Origin of the sequence: Enterobacter cloacae complex sp. SHL012, from assembly GCF_049237505.1 — a bacterium.
Taxonomy (GTDB): domain Bacteria; phylum Pseudomonadota; class Gammaproteobacteria; order Enterobacterales; family Enterobacteriaceae; genus Enterobacter; species Enterobacter kobei.
Genome location: NZ_JBMKIZ010000003.1, coordinates 503,066 through 528,029, shown reverse-complemented (window position 1 = coordinate 528,029; position 24,964 = coordinate 503,066). Strand labels below are relative to the sequence as shown.

Genomic DNA, 24,964 nt, shown 5'->3' with positions numbered 1-24,964 from the left:
ATCAAATCGCTAATGCCAGCTTCGTCCCCTGTGCAATCGCCCGCCGTGCGTCCAGCTCCATCGCCACATCGCATCCGCCAATCAAATGCACCGTTCTTCCGGCTTCGCGCAGCGGATCCGCCAGATCCCTTCTCGGCTCCTGCCCGGCACACAAAATCACATGATCCACACGCAACAGCTGCGGTTCACCGCCGATCGTAACGTGCAGACCCTCGTCGTCGATCTTTTCGTAGCTCACCGCCGGGATCATCTTCACCCCGCGTGAAAGCAGGGTTGCCCGGTGGATCCAGCCCGTGGTTTTACCCAGTCCTTCGCCCGGCTTGCTGGCTTTACGCTGCAGCATCACAATCTGACGAGGGCTTTTCGGCAATTGCGGTCCTTCCGGACGCAGGCCGCCGGACTGGCTCAGGCTGGTGTCGATACCCCATTCCACGCAAAACTCGGCAATGTTCTGGCTGGTAGCCTCACCCGGCTGGCTTAAGTACATGGCGGTATCAAAGCCAATTCCGCCGCAGCCGATAATCGCTACGCTTTTCCCGACCGGCACTTTGTCACGCAATACGTCGAGATAGCTCAGCACTTTTGGATGATCGATACCTGCGATCGCAGGCGTTCGCGGTACGATCCCGCTCGCCAGGATCACCTCATCAAAACCGATCAGATCCGCCGCGCTGACAAACTGATTGAGCCGGAGCTCGACGCCCGTCAGGTCGATCATCCGGCGGTAGTAGCGCAGGGTCTCGTAGAACTCCTCTTTGCCGGGGATCTGTTTGGCGATATTAAACTGCCCGCCAATCTCGCCTGCAGCGTCAAAAAGCGTCACGCTGTGGCCGCGCGAGGCGGCATTCACTGCAAACGCCAGGCCCGCCGGGCCTGCGCCCACGACGGCCAGGCGTTTTATGCTGGCCGCCGGAACGACCGGCATTTTAGTTTCGTGGCAGGCTCTCGGGTTGACGAGGCAGGAGGTCACCTTGCCGACGAAGATCTGATCCAGGCAGGCCTGGTTACAGCCGATGCAGGTGTTGATCTCATCCGCGCGTCCGCTTTGCGCTTTGGACAGCAGCTCGGCATCCGCAAGGAACGGCCGCGCCATCGACACCATGTCGGCATCGCCGCGCGATATCACATCGTCCGCCACCTGCGGGTCGTTAATGCGGTTGGTGGTGACCAGCGGAACAGACACTTTGCCTTTCAGCTTACGCGTCACCCAGCTGAATGCCGCGCGCGGCACCGGTGTGGCGATGGTCGGAATACGGGCTTCGTGCCAGCCAATCCCGGTGTTAATGAGGGTGGCACCAGCGGCTTCAATCGCCTGCGCCAGCTGCACGGTTTCGTCGAACGTCCCGCCGCCCTCCACCAGGTCGAGCATCGACAGGCGGAAGATGATAATAAAATCTGTTCCTGTTCGTTCGCGCACCGCGCGCACAACTTCAACGGCAAAGCGCATGCGGCGGACATAGTCGCCGCCCCATTCGTCCTCGCGCTGGTTAGTGCGGGCGGCAAGGAATTCGTTAATCAGATAACCTTCTGAGCCCATAACTTCGACGCCGTCATAACCTGCTTCACGCGCCAGCGCCGCGCAGCGGGCGAAGTCGTCAATCAGCGCTATGATCTCGTCGTGGCTGAGGGCATGCGGTGTGAAGCGGTTAATCGGCGCCTGAATGGCCGACGGCGCGACCAGTTTCGGCTGATAGCTGTAGCGCCCGGTGTGCAGGATTTGCAGGGCGATTTTGCCGCCCTCTTTGTGAACCGCGTCGGTAACGATACGGTGATGTGCAAGCTGGCTCGCATCGTTCAACACCGCGCCACCTTCCATCGTCACGCCTGAAGACGCAGGTGCTACGCCACCGGTGACAATCAGCGCCACGCCATGCCGCGCGCGCTCGGCGTAGAAGGCCGCCAGACGCTCGGCACCGTCCGGACGCTCTTCCAGCCCAGTGTGCATCGAGCCCATTAACACGCGGTTTTTAAGGGTGGTGAACCCCAGATCCAGGGGGGCGAACAACGACGGGTAGCGGCTCATAGTCTCTTCCAGTGTAAAATTATTGTTATGTGGTCGGATGAGTTACTAATTTAGCCAGCGGCAGCGGAAAGGTAAAAGCGGGATCGAATGATTGTGATAGATCTCAAAGAACTTCCCCGGTGGCGCTGCGCTTACCGGGGCTACAAAACCGTAGGCCGAATAAGCGCAGCGCCATCCGGCGTATTTTACGGCGCCGCTGCCCGTACCAATCCCGGGGCCTGCCACATCGATGTGGTCAGCCCGCTATCCACCAGCCCAAGCTGGTCGGCATACACCGCCTGCCATTTTTGCATCATGCCGTCATACAGCTCACGATGCTGGGGATTTGGCGTGAACTCGCGGCTCCACTTCACCAGCCGCTCGCCCGTTGAGGCCATATCTGCAAATAATCCCGCGCCTGCGCCTGCCGCAATCGCGCAGCCGAGCGCTGTCGCCTCTTTCACTTCCGGCACGCGTACCGGCAACCCGGTGACGTCGCTTAAGATCTGACTCCACAGGGCGCCTTTTGCCCCTCCGCCCGCAAAAACTAAACTTTCAAACGTCACGCCGGAGAAGCGCGAAATCTGCGCCAGGTTGCAGGCCGAAACGATTGCCGCATTCTCTTCCAGGGCACGGAACAGCGTCGCTTTGTTGCACTTTTCCGGGTCGATAGAGAGGTTAATAAACGACGGCGCGGCGTGGTACCACTGCTTGAAATGCATCGCGTCGGAGAAGATCGGCATCACCCCATGGGAGCCTGCCGGCACGCGGCTCGCCATCTCTTCCAGCAGGGTATAGGTGTCCACTCCCATCCGCCCGGCAATCAGCTTTTCTTCTGCGCAAAAGGCGTCGCGGAACCAGCGCATGGTCAGCCCGGTGAAGAAGCTGATCGACTCCGCCTGGGCCATGCCGGGGATGACGTGCGGGTTCACGCGGATATTCATATCGGGATCGGTGCGCACCTGCGGCAGGTTCACCACCTGCTGCCAGAAGGTGCCGCCCAGCACCGCCGTTTGTCCGGCGCGGACCACGCCCAGCCCCAGGCAGCCCAGCTGTACATCGCCACCGCCCATTACCACCGGCGTGCCTTCGCGCAGGCCGCTTTGCTGCGCGGCTTCATGGGTAATGGCTCCCAGTACGCTGCCGGTCTCTTTCACCGGGGAGAGAATATCGGCGCGCAGCCCGGCCATGTCGAGCAGCGCCGGACGCCAGTCGCGGGAAAAGAGATCGAGCATGCCCGTGGTGCCCGCATTGGAGGGATCCACCGCCAGCTCGCCGGAAAGCTTCGCCGCCAGCCAGTCGCTGATCATGGTGATGGTCGCGGCCTTGCGGTAGATGTCGGGGCGATGGTGCGCCAGCCACAGAAGGCGCGGCATGGCGCTCAGGGCGAGAGTTTGCCCGGAGACGTCATACACTTCGGATTCAAAGCGGTTGTCGTGGATCTCTTTGAGCTCGGCCACCTCGCGGCTGGCGCGGGCGTCGACGTTGGCGCAGGCCCAGATGGCCTCGCCGTTGCGGTCGTACAGCACAATCCCTTCGCGCATGGAGCAGCAGGCAACGGACTGGATATCCGCCGCGGTCAGGTGCGCACGCTCCAGCGCCTGATGAATGCACTGGCAGGTCAGCCGCCAGTTGGTGTCGAGATCGAACTCCATCGATCCCGGTACGTTCTCCACGCTCAGGTGCTTCCACTCGGCCTGACCGACGGCAATCTGGCTGCCCTGTAAATCGAAAATCACGGCGCGAACGCTGCCGGTCCCTGCATCTAACGCTAAAAGGTAACTCATGAGCTTGCCTCGTTGTTAGCGCAGGGCATCCCCGTTACGTCAGGGCCAGCACCGCGCGGGCTGTCGTCTCCTCCGTCACCAGGCCATTGATACGGCGACCCTTAAGTGCGGCATAAATCGCATCGGCTTTCTCTTCCCCGCCGGCCACGCCAACGATGGTGGGCAGTTGCGCCAGTTCATCGAGCGTGACGCCGAGTAATTCTTTATGGATCTCCAGCTCCTCAACGCATTCCCCCTCGGCATTAAGGAAATAACCGAGAATGTCGCCGACTGCGCCTTTGCGGGCGTACATCAGCTGTTCACCTTCGCTGATATAGCCGGAGCGCAGTATCGTGGCGTCACGGCGCTGGTTCACCGAACCAATGCCAACCACCGCCACGTCGGCGGCGGTGGCGGCGAGGATCACGTCCCGCACGCTGGTTTCACGTTTTAAGATCCCGGCAACGGAGGCGGATGACACGCGCAGCGGGGCGGGGATCATGCTGACGCTGCAGGCCGCGTCCAGCTGGCCGATACCGGTCATATACGGCCCGACGCCGCCGGAGAGCGTCACCAGGCGGATCTGCTGCGAGCTGATAAAGCCGCTCAGGTGCTGCAGGCTGCTCATGGTCGTTTCACCAAATCCCACCGCCAACAGCTGGCCGGGCTCCAGCACGCCCATTAGCGACTGCGCCGCGCCAATGCCCAGCCGCACGTTCATCGGCGGCGTATTCAGGGCGGGCATCACGCGCACCAGCTTCAGCCCAAAGCGCTGCTGTAGTTCGGTTTCCAGCGCCAGACAGCCCTCGTAACGGGAGTTGATCTGCACGCGGATCACCCCGGACTGGCGGCCTTTCTCCAGCAGACGGGAGATCTTCAAACGCGGCAGCCCGAGTCGCTCACCGATGTCGTTCTGGGTCAGCCCGTCGTGGTAATAGCACCAGGCCACGCGCGCCACCAGCTCCTCTTCCGCCAGCGCCAGCCCGGCAAACCGTCCTTCTTCCGCAGTGCGTTTATCGCTCATAATTGAACTCTTATAAAAATTTAGATCATATGTTCGTGATGACGCGAAGGGAAAATGTGAGCCACGCGACAAAACGGATCTTTAAGCGGGTTTCTGTTTTATCTGGATCTTAATCAATAAAACTGTGATCCCTGCACGGTTGTAAATATAGTTCACCGTCTACGCTTTTGAACATTATTAAATCTAAAAATCATTTGTTCAATAGCGGAGCGATGATGACACCACTTATTGAAGCGCGGGGGATCAGCAAGCAGTTCTCGGGCGTGCCGGTGTTAAAAGGCATTGATTTCACGCTGCTCGCGGGCCAGGTACACGCCCTGATGGGCGGGAACGGCGCGGGAAAATCGACGCTGATGAAGATCATCGCCGGAGTTGAAACGCCCGACAGCGGTGAACTTTCGGTTGCGGGGGAGTCTTTTGCACGGCTTACGCCAGCGCAGGCGCATAAGCTCGGCATTTATCTGGTACCGCAGGAGCCGCTGCTGTTCCCCAACCTGACGGTGCGGGAAAACATCCTCTTTCGCCTGCCCCGTGAACGGGATCTGGAACCGCGCCTGGCCGATAAGCTCCAGCAGCTGCAATGCCAGCTTAACCTTGATGCCACCGCCAGCACACTGGAAGTGGCGGATCAGCAGATGGTAGAGATCCTCCGCGGACTAATGCGCAACGCCAGGATCCTGATCCTCGACGAACCCACCGCCTCGCTCACGCCCGGCGAAACCGAACGCCTGTTCCGCCAGATCCGCGCGTTGCAGGCGCTTGGCGTCGGCATTGTTTTTATCTCGCATAAGCTGCCGGAAATTCGCCTGCTTTCGAGCCACATCTCGGTGATGCGCGACGGTGCAGTGGTGCTGAGCGGTGAAACCGCGCAGTTTGACGATAACGCCCTGATTGCCGCCATGACGCCAGTGAGTCGGGAAAAATCTCTGAGCGAGACGCAAAAGCTGTGGCTGGCGTTGCCGGGCAACCGCCGCACCCAGCCGCAGGATTTCCCGGTGCTGCGCGTGGAGGATCTCACCGGGGAGGGGTTTATCGATCTGAGTCTTGAGATCTTCGCCGGTGAGATCGTCGGCCTGGCCGGGCTGGTGGGATCCGGGCGCACCGAGTTTGCCGAAACGCTTTACGGCCTGCGCCCGGTGCGCGGGGGGCGGGTCTGGCTGGAGAATCAGGAAATCACTGCCGAGCCGCCTGGTTCACGTCTGGAAAAAGGGCTGGTTTACCTGCCGGAAGACAGGCAGGTTTCCGGCCTGTTCCTCGACGCGCCGATCCGCTGGAACACCGTGGTGCTGAACGAGCCGTCTCTCTGGCAGCAGCGCAAGCGGGAGTCGGCGGTGGTAGAGCGCTATCACCGTGCGCTCGGGATTAAGCTCAACCATGCGGATCAAACCGTGCGTACGCTCTCCGGCGGCAACCAGCAGAAGGTACTGCTGGCGCGCTGTCTGGAGGCCAATCCTTTACTCCTTATTGTTGATGAACCGACGCGTGGCGTGGACGTCTCCGCGCGCGCCGATATCTACCAGCTCATCAAAAGCGTGGCCGCGCAGAACGTCGCGGTACTGATGATCTCAAGCGATCTCGATGAGTTCCCGGGCCTTGCCGATCGCGTGCTGGTGATGCATCAGGGCGTACTCAGCGGTGAGCTGCCGCGCCATGCCGTTAGCCTCGACAGGATGATGGCGCTGGCGTTCGGAGGGCAATCATGAAGACCTTATTAAAGAACCGTGAGTTGAGCGCGTTTCTCGCCATTCTGGCACTGTTTGCCGTGCTGGTGGTGCTGAACCCGTCTTACTTCAGCCTGCAAACGCTGGGGATGATCTTCGCCAGTGCCCAGATCCTGATCCTGCTGGCCATCGGTGCCGCGCTGGTCATGCTGACCCGCAATATTGACGTCTCGGTGGGCTCGACCGTTGGGCTGTCGGCAATCGCCGTCGGCGTGGCGCTCAATGGCGGCTACAGCCTGCCCGTTTCCATCCTCTTCGCACTGTCGATTGGCGCACTGGCCGGGGCGTTCAACGGCGTGCTGGTGGTGGGGCTGCGCATCCCGGCGATTGTCGCCACCCTCGGCACGTTGGGGCTGTATCGCGGGGCGATGCTGCTCTGGACGGGCGGGAAGTGGATTGAAGGGTTGCCGCCGGGGCTGAAATCTCTCTCTGAACCGCTTGCCATCGGCATGTCGCCACTCGGTATGGTGGTGTTAATTATCGCAGCCGCGGGCGCGTGGACGCTGTCGCGTACCGCGTTCGGCCGTGATTTCTACGCGGTGGGGGATAACCTCGCCGCCGCGCGTCAGCTGGGCGTAGCGGTGAACCGCACCCGCATGCTCGCCTTTACCCTGAACGGCATGCTGGCGGCCTGCGCAGGGATTGTCTTTGCCGCGCAAATTGGTTTTGTCCCCAACCAGACCGGCAGCGGGCTGGAGATGAAGGCCATCGCCGCCTGCGTGCTCGGGGGGATCTCTCTGCTGGGCGGCACCGGCACGCTGATCGGTGCCTTGCTTGGGGCTTTCTTCCTCACCCAAATCGACACCGTACTGGTGCTGTTCAGGCTGCCAGCCTGGTGGAATGACTTTATCGCCGGGCTGGTGCTGCTGGGCGTACTGGTGCTCGACGGGCGGCTGCGTCAGGCGCTGGCGCGCCATCAGCGGGCGCTGAAATACGGCCGCTTCCAGCCAGGTCACAGAGGGGGAAAGCACGTCACTCCCTTTCCCAAACGCAAAAAAGAGGTGGCGTAAATGAAGCTTAACTGGGAAAGCGCGCTGCTGGTTTTGCTGGTGCTGGAGATCCTGCTCTTTGGCGCCATTAACCCGCGCATGCTCGACATCAATATGCTGCTGTTCAGCACCAGCGACTTCATCTGTATCGGTATCGTGGCGCTGCCGCTCACGCTTGTCATTATCAGCGGCGGGATCGACATCTCGCTGGGTTCGACCATCGGCCTGTGCGCCATCGCGCTGGGGGTGATGATGCAGGCCGGGTGGCCGATGGCGGTGGCCATTCCGCTGACGCTGCTGCTCGGCCTGCTGTGCGGGCTGGTGAATGCGGCGCTGATCCACTACACCGGCATCAGTCCACTGGTGATTACCCTCGGCACGCTCTATCTCTACGGTGGCGGGGCGTTGCTGCTTTCCGGCATGGCGGGGGCGACAGGCTATGAGGGCATCGGCGGCTTCCCGGACAGCTTTACCGCGTTCGCGAATCTCACGGTCGTTGGCCTGCCGCTCCCGCTGGTGCTGTTCGCTGTGATTACCGTTTTCTTCTGGCTGATTACCCACCGCGGGCGCTTTGGCCGTCATCTGTTTTTGATTGGCCAGAACCCGCGTGCGGCACGCTATGCGGCGCTGTCGGTTAACGGTATGCCCTACGCGCTGTACGGTCTGGTGGGCGTGGCCTCGGCCATTGCCGCGCTGGTCATGGTCTCCTATTTCGGTTCCGCGCGGTCAGATCTGGGGCGCGATTTGCTGATGCCTGCGCTCACCGCCGCCGTACTCGGCGGGGCGAATATCTACGGCGGGTCAGGTTCGGTTGTCGGTACGGCGCTGGCGGCGCTGCTGGTGGGGTACCTGCAACAGGGTTTACAGATGGTCGGCATCCCCAACCAGGTATCGAGCGCGCTTTCAGGAGCGCTGCTGGTTGTGGTGGTGATGGGGCGTTCGCTGAGTCTGCACCGCGAATGGGTGCGTTCTCTCTTTAGAAAACTTTCCGGAGCGTAAGATGAAAACAAAACTGATAGTCCTGGCAATGGCCCTCAGCTTCGCCTCGGCGCAGGCGGCGGATCGGATTGCCTTTATCCCGAAACTGGTGGGGGTTGGCTTCTTCACCAGCGGCGGCAACGGTGCGAAAGAGGCGGGGAAAGACCTCGGGGTGGACGTCACCTATGACGGTCCAACCGAGCCGAGCGTTTCCGGCCAGGTGCAGCTCATCAACAACTTCGTTAACCAGGGCTACAACGCGATTATCGTCTCTGCCGTGTCGCCGGACGGCCTCTGCCCGGCCTTAAAACGCGCGATGCAGCGCGGCGTCAAAGTGCTGACCTGGGATTCCGACACCAAACCGGAGTGCCGCAGCATATATATCAACCAGGGGACGCCGGAACAGCTCGGCGGCCTGCTGGTGGAGATGGCGGGCAAGCAGGTCACCAAACCGAATGCCAAAGTGGCATTCTTCTACTCCAGCCCAACGGTCACCGACCAGAACCAGTGGGTGAAAGAGGCGAAGGCTAAAATCGAGAAAGATCATCCTCAGTGGCAGATCGTGACCACTCAGTTTGGCTATAACGATGCCACCAAATCCCTGCAAACCGCCGAGGGGATCTTAAAAGCGTATCCGGATCTGGATGCGATCATCGCCCCGGATGCCAACGCCCTGCCTGCCGCTGCGCAGGCAGCAGAAAACCTGAAGCGGGAAGGGGTGGCGATTGTCGGGTTCAGCACGCCAAACGTCATGCGTCCATACGTGGAGCGCGGCACGGTAAAAGCCTTCGGCCTGTGGGACGTGGTGCAACAGGGCAAAATTGCGGTCAATGTCGCCGATCGTTTACTGAAAAAAGGCGATCTTAACGTTGGCGACAGCGTGGACGTGAAAGAGATCGGTACGCTGAAGGTCGAACCGAACAGCGTGCAGGGCTACCAGTATGAGGCGAAAGGTAACGGCATCGTGCTGCTGCCGGAACGCGTGGTGTTCACTAAAGAGAACATCAACAAATACGATTTCTGACGGGGGAACAAATGGCTGATTTAGACGACATCAAAGACGGGAAGGATTTTGGCATCGGCACGCCACAGCAAAATGTGCCGTTTACCCTGAAGGGCTGTGGTTCGCTGGACTGGGGGATGCAGTCCAGGCTTTCGCGCATCTTCAACCCGCAAAGCAACCGCACGGTGATGCTGGCCTTTGACCACGGTTATTTCCAGGGGCCGACCACCGGCCTTGAGCGTATCGATCTCTCCATCGCGCCGCTGTTTGGCGAAACCGATGTGCTGATGTGTACCCGCGGTATCCTGCGGAGCACCGTGCCTGCGGCCACCAACAAACCGGTTGTGCTGCGTGCCTCCGGCGGTAACTCAATTCTGGGCGAATTGTCCAACGAGTGCGTGGCGGTGGCAATGGAAGATGCGCTCCGGCTGAACGTCTGCGCGGTCGCAGCACAGGTCTACATTGGCAGCGAGTTCGAGCATCAGTCGATCAACAACATCATCAAGCTTGTCGACGCCGGTGCCCGCTTCGGCATGCCAACCCTCGCGGTGACAGGAGTGGGGAAAGAGATGGCGCGCGACGCGCGGTATTTCTCACTTGCCAGCCGCATTGCCGCCGAAATGGGGGCGCAGTTCGTCAAAACCTATTATGTGGATGAGGGCTTTGAAAAAGTCACCGCCAGCTGCCCGGTGCCGATCGTCATCGCCGGCGGCAAAAAGCTGCCGGAGCACGAGGCGCTGGAGATGTGCTGGCGCGCGATTGACCAGGGCGCATCCGGTGTGGACATGGGGCGCAATATTTTCCAGTCCAGCGCGCCGCTCGCCATGCTGAAGGCAGTGAAAAAAGTGGTTCACGAGAACATGAGCGCCCGTGAAGCGTTCCAGTTCTGGCAGGAAGAGAAACAGGGAGAAGCAAAATGAACGTGACGTTAGTGGAGATCAACATCAAACCCGAGCGGGTGGACGAGTTTCTGACGGTGTTTCGCGCCAACCATGAAGGGGCGATTAAGGAGCCGGGAAACCTGCGTTTTGACGTTCTGCAGGATCCGAGGGTGAAAACCCGGTTCTTTATCTACGAAGCTTATAAAGACGAAGCGGCGGTGCTGGCGCATAAGCAGACGCCGCACTATCTGGCGTGCGTGGATAAGCTTGAGGACCTGATGTCGGAGCCGCGCAAAAAACGCAGTTTTGTGGGGTTGTTGCCGGAGTAGAAAACGTAGTGAAGGCTTTGTAGGCCGGGTAAGCGCTAGCGCCACCCGGCATTTTTCAGGCCAGCTTCAGATCCGCCAGGATCGCAGCAAGCGCCTCGCGCGGCTCGCCCTGAATCGCCTGCAGTGGGAAGGGGAGCGCCGGTGCCTCCACTTTTCCCATCATCTCGGCTGCCGCTGCCATCACCCGCACGCTGCCGTAACGGCGGAACAGCGCCCACAGTGGCTCCAGACGTTCTGATTCCATGCTGTCCTTCGAGTGCGCAATTGCCAGTGCCGCCTGAGGGAACAGCCCGCCGACGACGGAATACCAGACGTCAAACCCGGCCTGCAGGGCGGATGCTGCCCGCCAGTCGCCGCTTATCCCCAGCGTGACCGTCTTCGGAAGACGCGCCCGCACCTGCGACACATCCTCCGGCATGTGGCCCATTTTCACCGAGCCAATATTGGGCAGCGCCGCCACGGCAAACATCAGCTCGTCGCTAAACTCAAACCCGGTGGTGGCGGGATTATCATAAACGCACAGCGGGACGGAGAGCTGGCGAGTTACCGTCTCATATAGCGAATAGACCTCGTCCGTCGTCAAACGCTGGTACGACACCGGTGCCATCAGCACGCTGGATGCTCCCGCCTTCTGCGCGTGCTCAGCCAGACGCAGAATGTCATCCAGCCTCAGTGCGCCAATACTGACCATGACCGGAATGTCATTGGCATGTTCCACCGCGCAGCGGGTAATATGCGTGCGCTCCTCAACCGTGAGGTAGGCATAGCTGCCCGTTGAACCCAGAATACCCAGCGAATCCACCCCCGCGTCGATCAGGGGGCGCAGCAGGTTGATAAAGGCCTGCTCGTCAAACTTCCCCTCTTTCAGGGGCGTTAACGGAAACGCACTTAACCCGTGAAACATCGTGTTGTCCTCTTACAGTTCCAGCAGTTGAACCTGAGCCGTTGCGCCTGGCATTAATCGTTGCAGATTGCTGACCAGCTCCTCGCCCGCTTCTTCGAGCGCACCTGACGGCATCGTTGGCAGACTTTCGAGAATAAACCACATGGTCTGCGCCTGGCTATCAAGACGGGTGCGTATCCCTTGTCGCCAGTTCCAGCGACGACAGGTGACGCCCATATCGTCGCGCCAGATGACCTCGCCAGCATCCGGGTATTCCACCACCGGCTGGCCCTCTTTCAGGGTGTCAAAGGGTTCATTGCCCTCGGCCAGCGTCAGGCGCGGCGCACCGGAATAGGCCGCGAGATTCTCGCCCCCTAACGGAATGGCGTAGCGAATACTGACCGCATTATAGATGTCCACCACCGGGTCGAGTGAAGGTAGCGAACCGTCTTTAAGCACCCGCTTTCGCAGTGCGGAGGCTGAGCAGGGGGTACGTTTTGGCTTCGCGCCAAAGTTTTTAAATACCTCATCCCATGCAGCGAGATGCGCTTGTGCCCACGGTACATCATCATTCAACACCTGCTGGCAAGCCTGCGTCAGCGCGGCGGGGGCAACTTCTGGATGGGTAATCTGTGCGGCTTCAACCAGAATGCTCAGCGCCCGAAAGCCCGGGGCAATCCCGGCAAGACGCGGGTCTATTGACGGCGTAACGAGAGACATAAATAATCCTGTATTGACTGTTTTATACCATGGTAGTGACCAATGACTGATAAAGTCAATATAATGACTGAGCAGGGGGCCGATGTTGCCCAGGTAAGCCTGGCCGTGGCGAACCGCATCCGCAACTGGCGTAAAGATAAAAAATTGTCGCTGGATGAGCTATCCCGCCGCGCCAGCGTCAGCAAAGGCATGCTGGTGGAAATCGAAAAGGGGGCCGCAAATCCCAGTATCGCTATCCTGTGCAAACTGGCTGCCGCGCTGGGCGTTTCCGTGGCGGATATTGTTAACGTCTCCAGCGAACCAGTCGTGCATGTTATTGAAAAACAGGCCATCCCGGTTCTGTGGCAGGGCGCAAAGGGCGGTTCTGCCAGATTACTGGCGGGTACCGCTGGCCCGGACATGATTGAACTGTGGCAGTGGGAGATGCAGCCGGGGGAACACTTCTCTTCACCGGGGCACCCGGCAGGCACATGTGAACTGCTACACGTGAACGAGGGGGTATTGTCGCTGACGGTGGGCGAGACGGTGACGCAGGTTGAGGCTGGCGCGTCGGCGGTCGCCAAAACCGAAATGGCGCACGGCTACGGGAATGAAGGCGATACCGTGCTTCGCTTCACCATGACGGTGGCGGAGTTTCACCGGTAAAAAACTGCCCGGTGGCGCTAACGCTTACCGGGCTTGCTTAGGCCGGGTAAGCGTAGCGTCACCCGGCGCTTTTTACGCCTCTTCCACGCTCACACGCAGTGCTGCCAGCGCTTTACGTGCCGCTTTCAGCACCTGCTCGCACTGCTCAATCGTCAGCGTCAGCGGCGGTTCAATACGGATGGTTTTCGAGTTGTTGAGCGTTCCGGCCACCAGTACCCGCTGGCGGAACATCTCGCTCGCGAAGCTATAGCCGATTTCGTTGTCGACAAACTCAATCGCCATCAATAACCCTCTGCCGCGTGCATCCTGCACCAGATCCGGATATTCCCGGCCCAGCTGGCGGAAGCCATCCAGCAGCATGTCGCCTTTCTGCTCTGCCTGCGCAGGCAGGTTTTGTTCCAGCAGCACGTTGATGGTCGCCAGCGCGGCCGCACAGGCCAGCGGGTTACCGCCAAAGGTCGTGGTATGCAGGAACGGGTTGTCGAACAGCACCGAGAATACCTCCTCGGTGGCTACCGTAGCACCAATCGGCATCACGCCGCCGCCGAGCGCTTTCGCCAGACACAGAATGTCTGGCTGAACGTTCTCGTGCTCGCAGGCAAACATCTTGCCGGTGCGTCCCATCCCGGTCTGGACTTCGTCGAGGATCAGCAGGGCGCCAAACTCATCGCACAGCTGACGCACGGCAGGCAAATAGCCCTGCGGAGGCAGGATCACGCCGCCTTCGCCCTGAATCGGCTCCAGTATCACCGCCGCCACGTCATCGCCGGTTTTACGGCATTCACTCAGCGCGGTGCGCATGGCGTTAATGTCGCCGAACGGCACGTGGCGGAAGCCCGGCAGCAGCGGCATAAACGGCTTGCGGAAGGTGGATTTAGCGGTCGCCGACAGTGCGCCCAGGGATTTACCGTGGAACGCGCCGCTGGTGGCAATGAAGGTGAATTTCCCACGCGGCGACTGGTACGCTTTGGCGAGTTTAATCGCCGCTTCGACCGATTCCGTGCCGCTGTTACTAAAGAAGCTGTATTTCAGTTTGCCGGGCGTTAAGGCCGCCAGCGTTTTCGCGAGCATGGCGCGAAGCGGGTCGAGCAGTTCCTGGCTATGGAGAGGTTGTTTCGCAAGTTGATTCTGTACGGCGGAAACCACAACTGGATTACGGTGCCCCACGTTGAAGATACCAAAACCACCAAGGCAATCGATAAACTCCTGTCCCTGGGTGTCGACAAGCGTGTTCAGACTTCCCGCTTGCCACTCTACGGCTCCGTAATCCCCGCCGGCGGTAACAGATTTGCGATACTCCAGAAATCCTGGATTGACGTGCTCTTTAAAGTAATCGATGACCTCTCGGTTAAGTTGTTTCATCTCCTCATGATCGAGCGTTTGCTTCTCTATGAGATTCAATGCGTGCGCGGTACAGGCAAGAGCCGAGGCGCTGGAAGGTAACCTGTTCAAAATATGCTCCCGGGGATCGCGTATCACATGATACTGGTTTAAGTATTGCAGGGATTACGCCACTTCAGAGGACTTAACGAAAATCGGGATAAACGCCAGGTTAAAATAATGTTGCACAATATTTAATCATGCCGATACAACCGAAACGGGATTTAGCGATAAGGCACAGCACGTGCAGGACGGGGCATAAAAGCGCAATTGCACGAAAGGAGTGCACTGCATGCCACTTAAGCGGGCGTTAACAGGTCATGCTTTGCAGGTAATTTCAAATAGAAAGTATTTCAAATCAATGAATTATAAATTCTCACAAAAAGTGCGGTTTAAGTGAAATCTGCGATCTCCATCAAGTTTAACAACTAAAGATAAATTGGTTACCGCCGAAAAAACAATTACCCACAAATTTAACATTCAAATAACCTGCAAGGGATGCTCACAATGTCCTCTCCAACCTATGTCACCCAGAATGAATATCCTCTGGACGATGACACCACCTTAATGTCTACCACAGACATCCACAGCTACATTACTCACGCCAACGACACGTTTGTGCAGGTGAGCGGTTACCCGCTTGATGAGCTGACGGGCCAGCCGCACAATATGGTGCGCCACCCTGATATGCCAAAAGCCGCCTTTGCCGATATGTGGTACACCCTGCAACAGGGGGAACCGTGGAGCGGGATTGTCAAAAATCGGCGCAAAAACGGTGACCACTACTGGGTGCGCGCGAATGCGGTGCCAATGGTGCGTCACGGGAAGGTGACGGGCTATATGTCGATCCGCACCAAAGCCACGGCGGAAGAGATAGCCACCGTGGAGCCGCTCTACCGCGCGCTGAATGACGGCAGCTGTAAGAAACGTATTCATAAAGGACTGGTGGTGGGAAAGGGCTGGCTGGGTAAACTGCCGGCCATGCCGCTGCGCTGGCGGGTGCGTAGCGTAATGGCGGTGCTTTTTGCCGTCCTCGCCGCCACGCTGATCGCCACCTCCGCAGGGTGGATGCCGCTCGTTGCGGCTGCGGTGGTCATGCTGCTGGGGACGCTGCTGTTTGAGCAACAGATTGTGCGTCCGGTCGAAAACGTGGCGCGACAGGCGCTGAGGGTGGCTACCGGGGAGCGCAACAGCGTGCAGCATCTGAACCGCAGTGACGAGCTGGGACTGACCCTGCGCGCGATAGGCCAGCTTGGGCTGATGTGCCGCTGGTTGATCAACGACGTCTCGAGCCAGGTGGTGAGCGTGCGTGACGGCAGCGACAGGCTGGCCCGGGGTAATGAAGATCTGAACGATCGTACGCGTCAGACGGTAGCGAATGTGCAGCAGACCGTCGCAACGATGAACCAGATGGCCGCGTCCGTGCAGAGCAACTCTGAAACTGCCGCCGAGGTGGATAAACTCTCCGTTGCCGCGAGCAGTGCGGCGACGAAGGGCGGCAATGCGATGCAGACCGTGGTCAAAACCATGGATGACATCGCCGACAGCACGCAGCGAATTGGCTCGATTACCTCCCTGATAAACGACATCGCTTTCCAGACCAATATCCTGGCGCTCAATGCGGCAGTTGAAGCGGCACGGGCGGGTGAGCAGGGGAAAGGGTTTGCCGTGGTCGCGGGCGAAGTCCGCCATCTCGCCAGCCGCAGCGCCAGTGCGGCTAACGATATTCGTAAACTCATCGATGCCAGCGCCAGCAAAGTGCAGTCCGGCTCCGAGCAGGTGCACGCCGCCGGCCGCACGATGGATGACATTGTCGAGCAGGTGAAAAACGTGACGCAGCTTATCGCTCAGATCAGTCACTCCACCTCCGAGCAGGCCACCGGGCTCTCAGAATTAACCCGTGCGGTGGCCGAGCTGGACAGCATCACGCAGAAAAATGCCGACCTGGTCGAGGAGAGCGCGCACATTTCTGCCATGGTGAAACACCGTGCCGGGCGTCTGAAGGATGCGGTAACCGTGCTCCATTGAGTCAGTAAAGTTCCGGAAAAGCCGTTTATTCCGTAAGGAATAAACGGCTTTTTTATGGCTGCTTGTGACTATTAATGTGCTTTATTGTTAATATAATATTAAATAACTAAAAAAAGTTCCTCAGTTATTTATTCCTGCCTAAGTCAGTTTTCCATGATGCTGTTTTGCAAAACACGCTTCTGGTGGTCTGGTAACGATCGATGAGACGAAATCAATAGCCTCTGCCTATCCATTGTGATGGTTATGAAATAAAAAAACGATCAAAGTCATAAAGTTAGCGAATTCGTTACCGATAACAGCGATCGTCTGAGAAATAATCACATCGATGGAGTAAATATGTTCTTACATGACGTAAAGATCGGCACGAAATTATTTCTGGCGTTTGGTTTCTTTATTGTCCTGATGGCAATCAGCGCGAGCCTGTCTCTGCTGAGTCTGAACCGGGCAAATAATGGGATGCAATCCATTATTACCCGTGATTATCCGACCACGGTAAAAGCGAACCAGTTAATCGATAACTTCCAGGAATTTATTAGCACTCAACAGCTGATGCTGCTGGACGAGCAGGGCACTTACACGGGGCAATCTCAGCAGCACCTGAAAGAGATCAGCGAGCACATCACGGTGATCCTGGGCGAGCTGAACAACGCGTTGCAGGATGAAAAGTCTCAGCAGGTGCTGGCAGATATCCGCAGCGTGCGCCAGCAGTATCTGGACTCGCGCTATCGCATCCTGCAGGCGGTGCAGAACAACAATCGTGCGGGTGCCATTCAAGAGATGATGACCACCACCCTTGCCGTGCAGCAGGCTTATAAAGCGAAGGTGAAGGAGCTGATTGCCATTCAAAACAGCGAGATGCAGAGTGCAGGCGCGCAGGTAGAAGGGGATTTCAGGTCTAACCGACTGCTGCTGATCCTCATCACCCTCTTTAGCGTCGCGGCAGGCAGCCTGATCGGCTGGTTTATCGTGCGCACTATCACCCGTCCGCTCGGCGAGGCGGTGAATTTTGCGAAGGCCATTTCAGAGGGCGATCTGACGGGCAGCATCACGCCGCACGGCAAAGACGAAACGGGCTTACTGCTGCATGCGTTGATGGAGATGAAAAACCGTCTGCTGGACATTGTGCAGCAGGTGCAAACCGGCTCGGAGAATATCTCCAGCGCAGCCGCGCAGATCGTTGCGGGTAACCAGGATCTCGCCGCGCGCACGGAAGAGCAGGCAAGTTCCGTTGAACAGACAGCAGCCTCGATGGAGCAGATCACCGCGACGGTGAAAAACACCGCCTCGCACACTGGCGAAGCGACCAACCTCTCGGCAGATGCTGCCACGGTGGTCAAAAACAACGGTGAGATGATGAAGCAGGTGACCAGCAAAATGCGCCTGATTAACGAGACGTCGAACCGGATGTCCGACATTATCGACCTGATCGACGCCATTGCTTTCCAGACCAACATTCTGGCGCTGAACGCGGCCGTGGAAGCAGCGCGCGCCGGTGAGCACGGTCGTGGCTTTGCGGTGGTGGCCGGTGAGGTGCGCCAGCTTGCCCAGAAGAGCGCGTCGTCGGCCAGCGAAATCCGTGAGCTGATTGAGAGCTCCACCAGTCAGACCCAGGACGGCATGAACCTGGTGGAAAAAGCGAGCGCACTGATCAACGGGATGGTGGGCAACGTGGAAGAGATGGACGTCATCCTGCGTGAGATCCGCCAGGCCAGCCATGAGCAGACGGAAGGGATCTCGCAGATTAACAGCGCGATTGGCCTGATTGATGCCACCACCCAGCAGAACTCCGCGCTGGTGGAGGAGTCCGTCGCCGCGGCGGCATCGCTTAACGAACAGGCGATGCACCTGAAAGAGCTGGTACGCGTCTTCCGCGTGAGCGAACACGCTCCGGCTTAATCCAACTGGGAGATCTCGAGCGCCGCGCGGTCAATGACGCCGATAATCTGCTTAAGCTGCGCGTCGCTGAGCTCTCCCTGATTCACCTTCAGGTCTAACACCGCTTTAAAGTTATCCAGCGCCCGCTTCATCTGCGGTTTTTTGCGCAGCTGGAAGCCGACAGAACGCGCTTTGATGCGTGCCTGTATGTGCTCAAGCTGTTCCTGGTTCTCATCCAGCCACTGCTGGCCCGTCACGGTAATCGCAATTCGCTTTCTGCCGTTCTCTTCTTCCGTAATGGTGATAAAGGTCTGATCCTGCAGATAATCCAGCGTCGGGTAGATCACCCCAGGGCTCGGGGTGTAATTACCCTGGGTCAGGTTCTCAATCTCTTTGATCAGCTCATAGCCGTGGCTCGCATTGCGGGTCAGGATATCCAGAATCACCAGCCGCAGATCGCCGTGGCCGAAAAAGCGCGGTCGGCGTCCGCCGCCATCATGTTCGTGTCGCATAGTAATTCCTTCAATTTGATATATCTAAACTATATCTAAGATATATTCAGATGCAATCTAAAAGATCTTGCTTTTTTACTGATTAGTAATCATTATCATTTAAAAATTAATTTAGATATATCGTATTCATCAGAGAAGGGGCTAAAAATGGCATCTACCCGTTACCCACAGCGTGTTCGTAATGACCTGCGTTTTCGCGAGCTGACGGTGCTCCGCGTGGAACGCGTGAGCGCGGGTTTCCAGCGCGTTGTATTAGGTGGCGAGGCGCTGGAGGGGTTTAGCTCCCGCGGCTTCGACGACCACACCAAAGTCTTTTTCCCGGCACCGGGGGCGGTGTTTGTGCCACCCGTGGTGACTGATGAAGGCATCGACTGGGGCGACGGCGTGCGTCCGCAGACGCGCGACTATACGCCGCTGTATGATGAGTCTCGCCATGAACTGGTGCTCGATTTCTTCATTCATGACGGCGGCATTGCCAGCAACTGGGCGGTTGAGGCGAAAGCGGGGGACACGTTGACCATTGGTGGGCCGCGCGGTTCGCTGGTGGTGCCGGAAGATTACGCCTGGCAACTGTACGTGTGTGATGAATCCGGTATGCCTGCGCTACGTCGACGCTTAGAGAGTCTTGCTAAACTGCCGGTTCGCCCAGAAATTCACGCGGTAGTAACGGTCGGGAACGACGCATATAAGGACTATCTGGCGCACCTGAGCGACGTCGACATCACCTGGGTAGTGGGCCACAGCGAGCAGGCGGTGGCGGATCGTCTGGCGGCGTTGACCGTTCCGGCGGAAGAGTACTTTATCTGGCTGACCGGGGAAGGAAAGGTAGTAAAAAGCCTGAGCCGTCAGTTTGACACTGACGCGATTGATCAACAGTTGGTGCGTGCCAGCGCCTACTGGCACGCTAAATAATCAGGCTGCTGAATCCATTTGCGCTTCGTTCACCTGGTGTTCGAGCGAGGCGCGAACCTCGTGCAGGGCTTTCTCCTGCTGAGCAAAGTACGCCTCCATATTGCTCAGCGACGACACCAGCAGCCAGGACTCTTCTTTCTCCAGCTCCGCCAGCTCGTTCACTAAGGTGTCGATTTGCTCGCGTACCTGCGCCATTTTTTTGCGGATACGTTCCAGATCGTTCAGCCTGTCGCTGGCCATCAGCGGCTCGAAGCCCTGCTGCAGGCGGGCGACCAGCGAGCGAATAGCCTTGACGTCGCCACGCTGTTTGGCCTGGTTGAGCTGCACCATCATCGCGTTGGCTTCCTCTTTCAGGTCGTCCGCCACCAGGTCCGGATGACAGAGTTTGCTCGCCTGTCGCCAGAGACGCTTGAGTTCGTTCTGATCTTCTTCAGAGAGGAGCTTCCCTTTGCGCAGCCGCATTTCGACATCGTGATGTTGCTCGCGATACTTCTCGTACTCTTCGTTGGCTTCGTCACGCGCCTGGCGAGCAGGCTCCTCTTCGCGCGTTAAGCCGCTCTCCAGCTCCAGCGCCTCGGCCAGCAAATTAGCAATCAAATTACTTTGCTGCTCCAGATGCTTGCGCGCTTCAGCCGCCTGCACGGAGTCGGCTGGCAGATCGCGCCAGCGCTGGGTGAGCGTCGCCAGCACCTCTACCGCCTGCGCCATATAGCGCTGGCAGCGACGGTAATCTTCCTCGCGACGACGCGCCTCCGCCTGCTGACGACGCAGGTTCAGCTCCGCCAGGGTTTTACGCAGAGCGAGGATCTGCTGCATCAGGGGACCCAGACGGGAGAAATAGAGATCGTTGAACTCATCAAGCTGCTGCACCCGCGCGTTGCGGCGATCGATGAGATCGCGCAGACGCTCTTCCAGCGCCTTCAGCTCCAGCTTGCTGGCTGCCACTTGCGGGTCGCGCCACGGGGTGATGGCGCGCTGGCCTTGCAGCCAGGCGGTAATGGCCCTGATGGCGGCGGTGTAGTTCTTCTGCTCAAGCGCCACGACGATTGCCTGTAGCTCATCGTCAAACGCTTCATTCTTCAGCCGTGTCAGCTGGCTCTGGATGATGTCGTCATCTTCCAGTTCAATGGCATTTTTAATGATTTCTAGCCGTTTGATCGGTGTGCTCATGATGCCTTTCGCTTTGGCGCTTAAGTATTTGAGTTAAGGGTAGTTGTGGGCAACGCTACAGGAAATAATACACACGGATGATGATCGGCGCGATGGGGGATTTCTTTAATGAGTGGTTGTGTCGCGCTCACTTTATCCGTGTCCTGCCCGCAAGCGAGCGCCCCCATTGGCGGCGAATGTTTACTAACCGCCCTCAGCTCACCTCGCTGTAAATACCCACCACGCGACCCACCGTTTTTATCTCGTCGATACCGCATTCAAAGGGCACTTTGCCGCCCGCCACGTGGAGTTTTTTACCCGGAAGCAGCGTTAAGTCGCGGATGCTGGCGGTGCCTTCAATCTCAACCAGCCACACGCCGTCGGTTAACGACGCCTCTTTCTCGATAAAGTGCAGCTTACCTTCCGCCCGGACGGCGATGCCGCGCGCCAGTGGTTTACTAAAGAAAGTAGAATCAATACTCAAAGTGGTATTTTCTTCCAGTCTTCCATCACTGAGTGTGAATGTGGATACTGACACAGGATCGCCCGGCGCGGGGTTACCTTCAAATTGCGCACCTTGTCCGGTCATCAGCCAGCGAAGGCTGGCGCCGGTATCCAGCACGCACTGAACCGCAAAGTCGTAAGAGATGGTACCGCGTGCGTAGCGGTTCTGAAGCGAACTGGCGGCGATATTAAAGTGGCGTGCCAGCTGAATTTTCTGCGTGAAACCATATACCTGACAGATTCTATCGAGTAACTCTTCATTATTCACTTGAGAATCTAAGATCAAAATATATTCCTTTGAGTGTTTACTAATACTCATTTGGGTATTAATATCATTGCAAATTCGAGCAATCAGCAGCAGACGTTGGCAAACAGAGGCTATTGATTGCAGACATTATCAAAATGGGAATCATGCAGCATGGCATCTGAAATCGCAATCATCAAACGGCGGAAAAAACCGTGCTCTGCCCGTTTTCAGCGCACTGGCGTGCGTGAATTTACGCGAGGGGAGATATGGCGATAGAGGCTGCCCGTGCAAGCGTTCCACTCAGCGTGGGGGCTCGTCTTAACGGGCTTAACCACATCGCAGAACTGCGTGCCCGATACGGGAACGATAGCGGAAAAGAGCTGGCACGGTTTATGGCAGAGATGCGCGATAAGCGCGATCCCTGTTTTGAGGAGAACGGCAGGGCGCTGGCCGCCATCTTTTTCCTGGCGAGATTACCCGTCGCCCGTCATGAGTGCGATATCAGTGAGCTGACGACAGAGGAGAAAAAGGCGCTGATTAATGCCATGAACCATTTTCGTGCTGTCGTGAGTTTATTTCCTGAACGGCTGACCATGCCGATATAACCCAACCACAAACCTAATGGCGTAAACCCGCCGGGCATTCTATTGCCTGAATTTAAGGAGAACGCGTGATGCGAAACAGTGAAAACCGCCCTTATCCGACCGGAAGTGAGGAACTGAAACGCCTGCTGGCGGAGGCAAAAACAGAGGAACGCTGCGCGCGAGCCCTCGCGGTCTCCCTGCGCCTGGAGGCGCTGGCAAGCCATATCTATAAAACCGGCATGAGCGGAGAAGACGTTGCCGAACTGCTGTGCCACGAGGCGGCTCGCTACGAACGTGAATCCCAGGAGCTGCACTGATGGCCGATTTTATCGATCTTGCGCAAGCGCGCGAGCAGGAAGACAGAGAGCGGCATATTAATAGCGCCCGCAGACGGCCCGCAACGCCCTCGCGTTTCCTTTGCGAGGACTGCGAGGCCCCGATACCGGAGGCGCGCCGAATGGCGGTGCCTGGTGTGGCCTTGTGCATCACCTGCCAGGAGATTGCGGAGATGAAAAATAAACATATCCGGGGAGGGTGAGTTGGCTACGTCATTTGCGTATCCGTGGAATGCTCCACGGTCGGCCATTGCCAGCCCTTACCTTTCCCATGCCCAGCAGCAGCGCCGCGATCGTTTTTTCGCGGCGCTACGGGAGGCAAGGATTGCCCTCTCCCTGCAACCTGACTGCGTGCGTTTCGACGTCTGGCGCACGGTTGATGACCTCGAACAGCGTCAGGGCAGCCCGCATGCCAATGCCTTTTTGGTCCGTTTCTGCAACAGGATGTTACCCCGTCTGCGGCTGGTCTCTGAACGCTATGCCTGCGCAGGCCTGCATGACACGGTCGCCAGGGCCGTGTTTGACGGCCATTTCGACACTCCGCTTCAGCAATATCTAGCTTCCCGCATGGTTGATCTGGTTGCACGCTTTAACCGACTTGCGGATATGTCCCGCGCGGATATCGACCTGCTGGCCGCAGATATCGCCAGCTTTATTCGCGGTGAGCTGGCGAATATAAATGATGCTGACCTGGGTGAATACCAGACGCTTTACGTCTGGTATCAGCGCGCCGGCCTGATCGCCCGGCAGTTCAAGGTGTCACCTCCACACTGGGAACGGGTGTCGAAGACGTTTTTCAACAAAGACGATGTTGCCGCAGCGGTGATCCGCCTGTTTTCAGAGACGTGGTGGCGCGGGCGATTGCGTCGGATTGCGTCTGCCTGGCGCGAGCATTTACAGATTGCCCTTGGCAACGTCAGCAAAACAAGAACGGCGTATGCGAGCAAGCGCTGCGTGACCGAATGGCGCGAGCAGAAGCGCCGCACCCGTGAATTTCTTAAGGGCATGGAACTCGAAGATGAAGAGGGCAACCGCATCAGCCTGATTGAAAAAATCGATACCTCGGTCGCTAACCCGGCGATACGTCGCTGTGAACTGATGACCCGCATTCGCGGGTTTGAAAATATCTGCCAGGCACTGGGCTATGTGGGCGAGTTCTATACCTTAACCGCGCCTTCGGCATATCACGCGACGGTGAAATCAGGCTACCCCAACGCGAAGTGGAACGGGGCCAGCCCGGCGGATACGCAAAGCTACTTCACCCGTCTGTGGGCGCGCATCCGCGCAAAGCTGCACCGTGAGGAGCGCCGAATTTTTGGTATCCGCGTTGCGGAACCTCATCACGACGGCACGCCCCACTGGCACATGCTGATGTTTATGCTGCCGGAAGATGTCGGGCACGTTCGCCAAATTATGAATGATTATGCCTGCCAGGAAGAGGCCACAGAACTGCGTAGCGAAAGTGCCAGAAAGGCACGTTTTCACGCGGAGGCGATCGATCCCCTGAAGGGCAGCGCGACCGGCTATGTTGCCAAATACATCTCAAAGAATATCGACGGCTTTGCGCTCGATGGTGAGACCGATTATGAAAGCGGTGGGCTGTTGAAGGAGACGGCTTCTGCTGTTTCAGCCTGGGCGGGACGCTGGCACATTCGCCAGTTTCAGTTTATCGGCGGGGCGCCGGTCACGGTCTATCGCGAGCTGCGCCGTCTGGCTGATAACGAGGCCGTGCGCGGTTTGAGCGTGGAGTTTGCCGCCGTCCATGAAGCTGCCGACGCTGGGGACTGGGCGGGTTACGTCACCGCGCAGGGCGGGCCATTTGTCCGTCGCGATGATTTACAGGTACGCACGCTGTATGCGCCGCGCGTCGGGTTTAACCAGTACGGCGAGGAAACGATCTGCATCCGCGGCGTGTACGACTCCGCCGTCGGCGCGGGCAGCCCGATTTTAACCCGGCTCACGCAGTGGAAAATTGTGCCGAAGCGGGCCGTGGATCGTCAGGATGTCCCCGTGCCCTCTCGGAGTTCTGTCAATAACTGTACGGTGAACGATCTCTCACAGCCCCTTAACCGGCGTGCGAGACGGGCATTAACCGAACGCATCAAACGCGTTCGGCCCGGCGCGAGAACCCCCGTTGTCTATGAGCGGGATCCACAGAACGGGATACCTGAGAGGGTGATTGACGAGATACGCCTCGCCACCGGGATCGTCATTAGCCGTGCCGAGGCGCTGCATCTTATGGCGGGCGGCGTCAGCCGCTTTCACACCAAATGGTGTCGAGGCGCAGCTGACGGAGCGCTATTTCCGGCAGCGTGTTCTTATCAGGAAAAGAGGCGGAAAATCCTTGAACGTATTGGGCATTTAACGGATCTGTTAACCCAGCGAGCATGCTAATCTCCATCGATATCATGTACATACCGTAAAGTGTTCTGATTTTTCGCTTCACTCTTTTTATGAATACGTGCTACTGTATGTTTATACAGTATCTCGTGGTGGA

General features: G+C 58.2%; 23 protein-coding genes. 14 read left to right on the top strand and 9 right to left on the bottom strand.

The genetic code is table 11. The annotated features are described in order from the left end of the window. Position 1: 1 nt before the first annotated feature. The 3 genes from ACOTY9_RS13665 to lsrR all read right to left on the bottom strand — a co-directional run bounded on the left by ACOTY9_RS13665 (position 2) and on the right by lsrR (position 4,792). Positions 2-2,023, bottom strand: coding sequence for an NADPH-dependent 2,4-dienoyl-CoA reductase (locus ACOTY9_RS13665; protein WP_023338808.1), 2,022 nt, complete (start codon positions 2,021-2,023; stop codon positions 2-4). Between the two features lie 185 nt (positions 2,024-2,208). Further along, positions 2,209-3,789, bottom strand: coding sequence for an autoinducer-2 kinase (lsrK, locus tag ACOTY9_RS13660; protein WP_047625402.1), 1,581 nt, complete (start codon positions 3,787-3,789; stop codon positions 2,209-2,211). A 34-nt stretch (positions 3,790-3,823) separates the two neighbouring features. Beyond that, positions 3,824-4,792 carry a transcriptional regulator LsrR gene (lsrR, locus tag ACOTY9_RS13655; protein ID WP_023338807.1) on the bottom strand — a complete coding sequence of 323 codons (969 nt, stop codon included), beginning with the start codon at positions 4,790-4,792 and terminating at the stop codon, positions 3,824-3,826. A 215-nt stretch (positions 4,793-5,007) separates the two neighbouring features. On the opposite strand from lsrR, the gene lsrA reads away from it, so the two are divergent. The 6 genes from lsrA to lsrG are packed head-to-tail and all read left to right on the top strand — an operon-like array spanning position 5,008 to position 10,693. After that, positions 5,008-6,495: an autoinducer 2 ABC transporter ATP-binding protein LsrA gene (gene lsrA, locus ACOTY9_RS13650; protein ID WP_050861463.1), complete on the top strand. Its 1,488-nt coding sequence runs from the start codon at positions 5,008-5,010 to the stop codon at positions 6,493-6,495. After that, complete coding sequence (lsrC, locus tag ACOTY9_RS13645) at positions 6,492-7,523, top strand: autoinducer 2 ABC transporter permease LsrC (protein WP_032635481.1); 1,032 nt, start codon at positions 6,492-6,494, stop codon at positions 7,521-7,523. Before lsrA ends, lsrC begins: the two co-directional genes overlap by 4 nt. Further along, entirely contained in the window at positions 7,524-8,501 is a 978-nt protein-coding gene (gene lsrD / locus ACOTY9_RS13640; RefSeq protein ID WP_045134798.1) for an autoinducer 2 ABC transporter permease LsrD, read from the top strand. It begins immediately after the preceding gene. A gap of 1 nt (position 8,502) precedes the next feature. Continuing rightward, complete coding sequence (lsrB, locus tag ACOTY9_RS13635) at positions 8,503-9,504, top strand: autoinducer 2 ABC transporter substrate-binding protein LsrB (RefSeq protein WP_014885310.1); 1,002 nt, start codon at positions 8,503-8,505, stop codon at positions 9,502-9,504. 11 nt (positions 9,505-9,515) lie between these two features. Continuing rightward, positions 9,516-10,403, top strand: a complete 888-nt coding sequence (gene lsrF, locus ACOTY9_RS13630; RefSeq protein ID WP_283945157.1) for a 3-hydroxy-5-phosphonooxypentane-2,4-dione thiolase — start codon at positions 9,516-9,518, stop codon at positions 10,401-10,403. Continuing rightward, positions 10,400-10,693, top strand: coding sequence for a (4S)-4-hydroxy-5-phosphonooxypentane-2,3-dione isomerase (gene lsrG, locus ACOTY9_RS13625; protein ID WP_023331350.1), 294 nt, complete (start codon positions 10,400-10,402; stop codon positions 10,691-10,693). Before lsrF ends, lsrG begins: the two co-directional genes overlap by 4 nt. 55 nt (positions 10,694-10,748) lie before the next feature. Here lsrG and ACOTY9_RS13620 read toward each other — a convergent pair whose 3' ends face one another. Continuing rightward, on the bottom strand, positions 10,749-11,597 hold the full coding sequence (locus ACOTY9_RS13620) for a dihydrodipicolinate synthase family protein (protein WP_023331349.1): 849 nt from the start codon (positions 11,595-11,597) through the stop codon (positions 10,749-10,751). A 12-nt stretch (positions 11,598-11,609) separates the two neighbouring features. Further along, positions 11,610-12,296 (bottom strand): B3/4 domain-containing protein, encoded by a 687-nt coding sequence (locus ACOTY9_RS13615; protein WP_047344552.1) that lies wholly within the window; start codon positions 12,294-12,296, stop codon positions 11,610-11,612. Positions 12,297-12,338: 42 nt separating this feature from the next. Between ACOTY9_RS13615 and ACOTY9_RS13610 the strand changes: the two genes are divergently transcribed. Continuing rightward, positions 12,339-12,941 (top strand): helix-turn-helix domain-containing protein, encoded by a 603-nt coding sequence (locus ACOTY9_RS13610; protein ID WP_014885304.1) that lies wholly within the window; start codon positions 12,339-12,341, stop codon positions 12,939-12,941. Positions 12,942-13,013: 72 nt separating this feature from the next. Here the strand turns inward: ACOTY9_RS13610 and ygjG are convergent, their stop codons facing one another. After that, positions 13,014-14,393 (bottom strand): putrescine aminotransferase, encoded by a 1,380-nt coding sequence (gene ygjG, locus ACOTY9_RS13605; RefSeq protein ID WP_023337828.1) that lies wholly within the window; start codon positions 14,391-14,393, stop codon positions 13,014-13,016. A gap of 435 nt (positions 14,394-14,828) precedes the next feature. Here ygjG and ACOTY9_RS13600 point away from each other — a divergent pair, with 435 nt between their 5' ends. Next, the gene (locus ACOTY9_RS13600) at positions 14,829-16,349 is read left to right on the top strand and encodes a methyl-accepting chemotaxis protein (RefSeq protein ID WP_014885302.1); all 1,521 of its coding nucleotides are present in this window, start codon (positions 14,829-14,831) and stop codon (positions 16,347-16,349) included. A gap of 336 nt (positions 16,350-16,685) precedes the next feature. Next, entirely contained in the window at positions 16,686-18,245 is a 1,560-nt protein-coding gene (locus tag ACOTY9_RS13595) for a methyl-accepting chemotaxis protein (RefSeq protein WP_176260252.1), read from the top strand. On the opposite strand, the gene ACOTY9_RS13590 is transcribed toward ACOTY9_RS13595, so the two are convergent. Further along, the gene (locus ACOTY9_RS13590) at positions 18,242-18,736 is read right to left on the bottom strand and encodes a PadR family transcriptional regulator (RefSeq protein WP_179121218.1); all 495 of its coding nucleotides are present in this window, start codon (positions 18,734-18,736) and stop codon (positions 18,242-18,244) included. The genes ACOTY9_RS13595 and ACOTY9_RS13590 overlap by 4 nt on opposite strands. Before the next feature lie 147 nt (positions 18,737-18,883). Here ACOTY9_RS13590 and ACOTY9_RS13585 point away from each other — a divergent pair, with 147 nt between their 5' ends. Beyond that, complete coding sequence (locus ACOTY9_RS13585) at positions 18,884-19,648, top strand: siderophore-interacting protein (RefSeq protein WP_023331344.1); 765 nt, start codon at positions 18,884-18,886, stop codon at positions 19,646-19,648. Here ACOTY9_RS13585 and ACOTY9_RS13580 read toward each other — a convergent pair whose 3' ends face one another. Then, complete coding sequence (locus tag ACOTY9_RS13580) at positions 19,649-20,818, bottom strand: DNA repair ATPase (RefSeq protein ID WP_014885298.1); 1,170 nt, start codon at positions 20,816-20,818, stop codon at positions 19,649-19,651. Between the two features lie 193 nt (positions 20,819-21,011). Continuing rightward, positions 21,012-21,587, bottom strand: a complete 576-nt coding sequence (locus ACOTY9_RS13575; RefSeq protein WP_047027413.1) for a phage repressor protein CI — start codon at positions 21,585-21,587, stop codon at positions 21,012-21,014. 227 nt (positions 21,588-21,814) lie between these two features. Here ACOTY9_RS13575 and ACOTY9_RS13570 point away from each other — a divergent pair, with 227 nt between their 5' ends. The 4 genes from ACOTY9_RS13570 to ACOTY9_RS13555 all read left to right on the top strand — a co-directional run bounded on the left by ACOTY9_RS13570 (position 21,815) and on the right by ACOTY9_RS13555 (position 24,861). Then, on the top strand, positions 21,815-22,153 hold the full coding sequence (locus tag ACOTY9_RS13570) for a DUF5347 domain-containing protein (protein ID WP_032635496.1): 339 nt from the start codon (positions 21,815-21,817) through the stop codon (positions 22,151-22,153). 68 nt (positions 22,154-22,221) lie between these two features. Beyond that, entirely contained in the window at positions 22,222-22,449 is a 228-nt protein-coding gene (locus ACOTY9_RS13565; RefSeq protein ID WP_029741400.1) for a DUF2732 family protein, read from the top strand. Beyond that, positions 22,449-22,670 (top strand): TraR/DksA family transcriptional regulator, encoded by a 222-nt coding sequence (locus ACOTY9_RS13560; RefSeq protein WP_047344543.1) that lies wholly within the window; start codon positions 22,449-22,451, stop codon positions 22,668-22,670. The genes ACOTY9_RS13565 and ACOTY9_RS13560 overlap by 1 nt, the downstream gene beginning before the upstream one ends. A 1-nt stretch (position 22,671) precedes the next feature. Then, positions 22,672-24,861: a replication endonuclease gene (locus ACOTY9_RS13555; RefSeq protein ID WP_221703830.1), complete on the top strand. Its 2,190-nt coding sequence runs from the start codon at positions 22,672-22,674 to the stop codon at positions 24,859-24,861. Positions 24,862-24,964 lie beyond the last annotated feature (103 nt).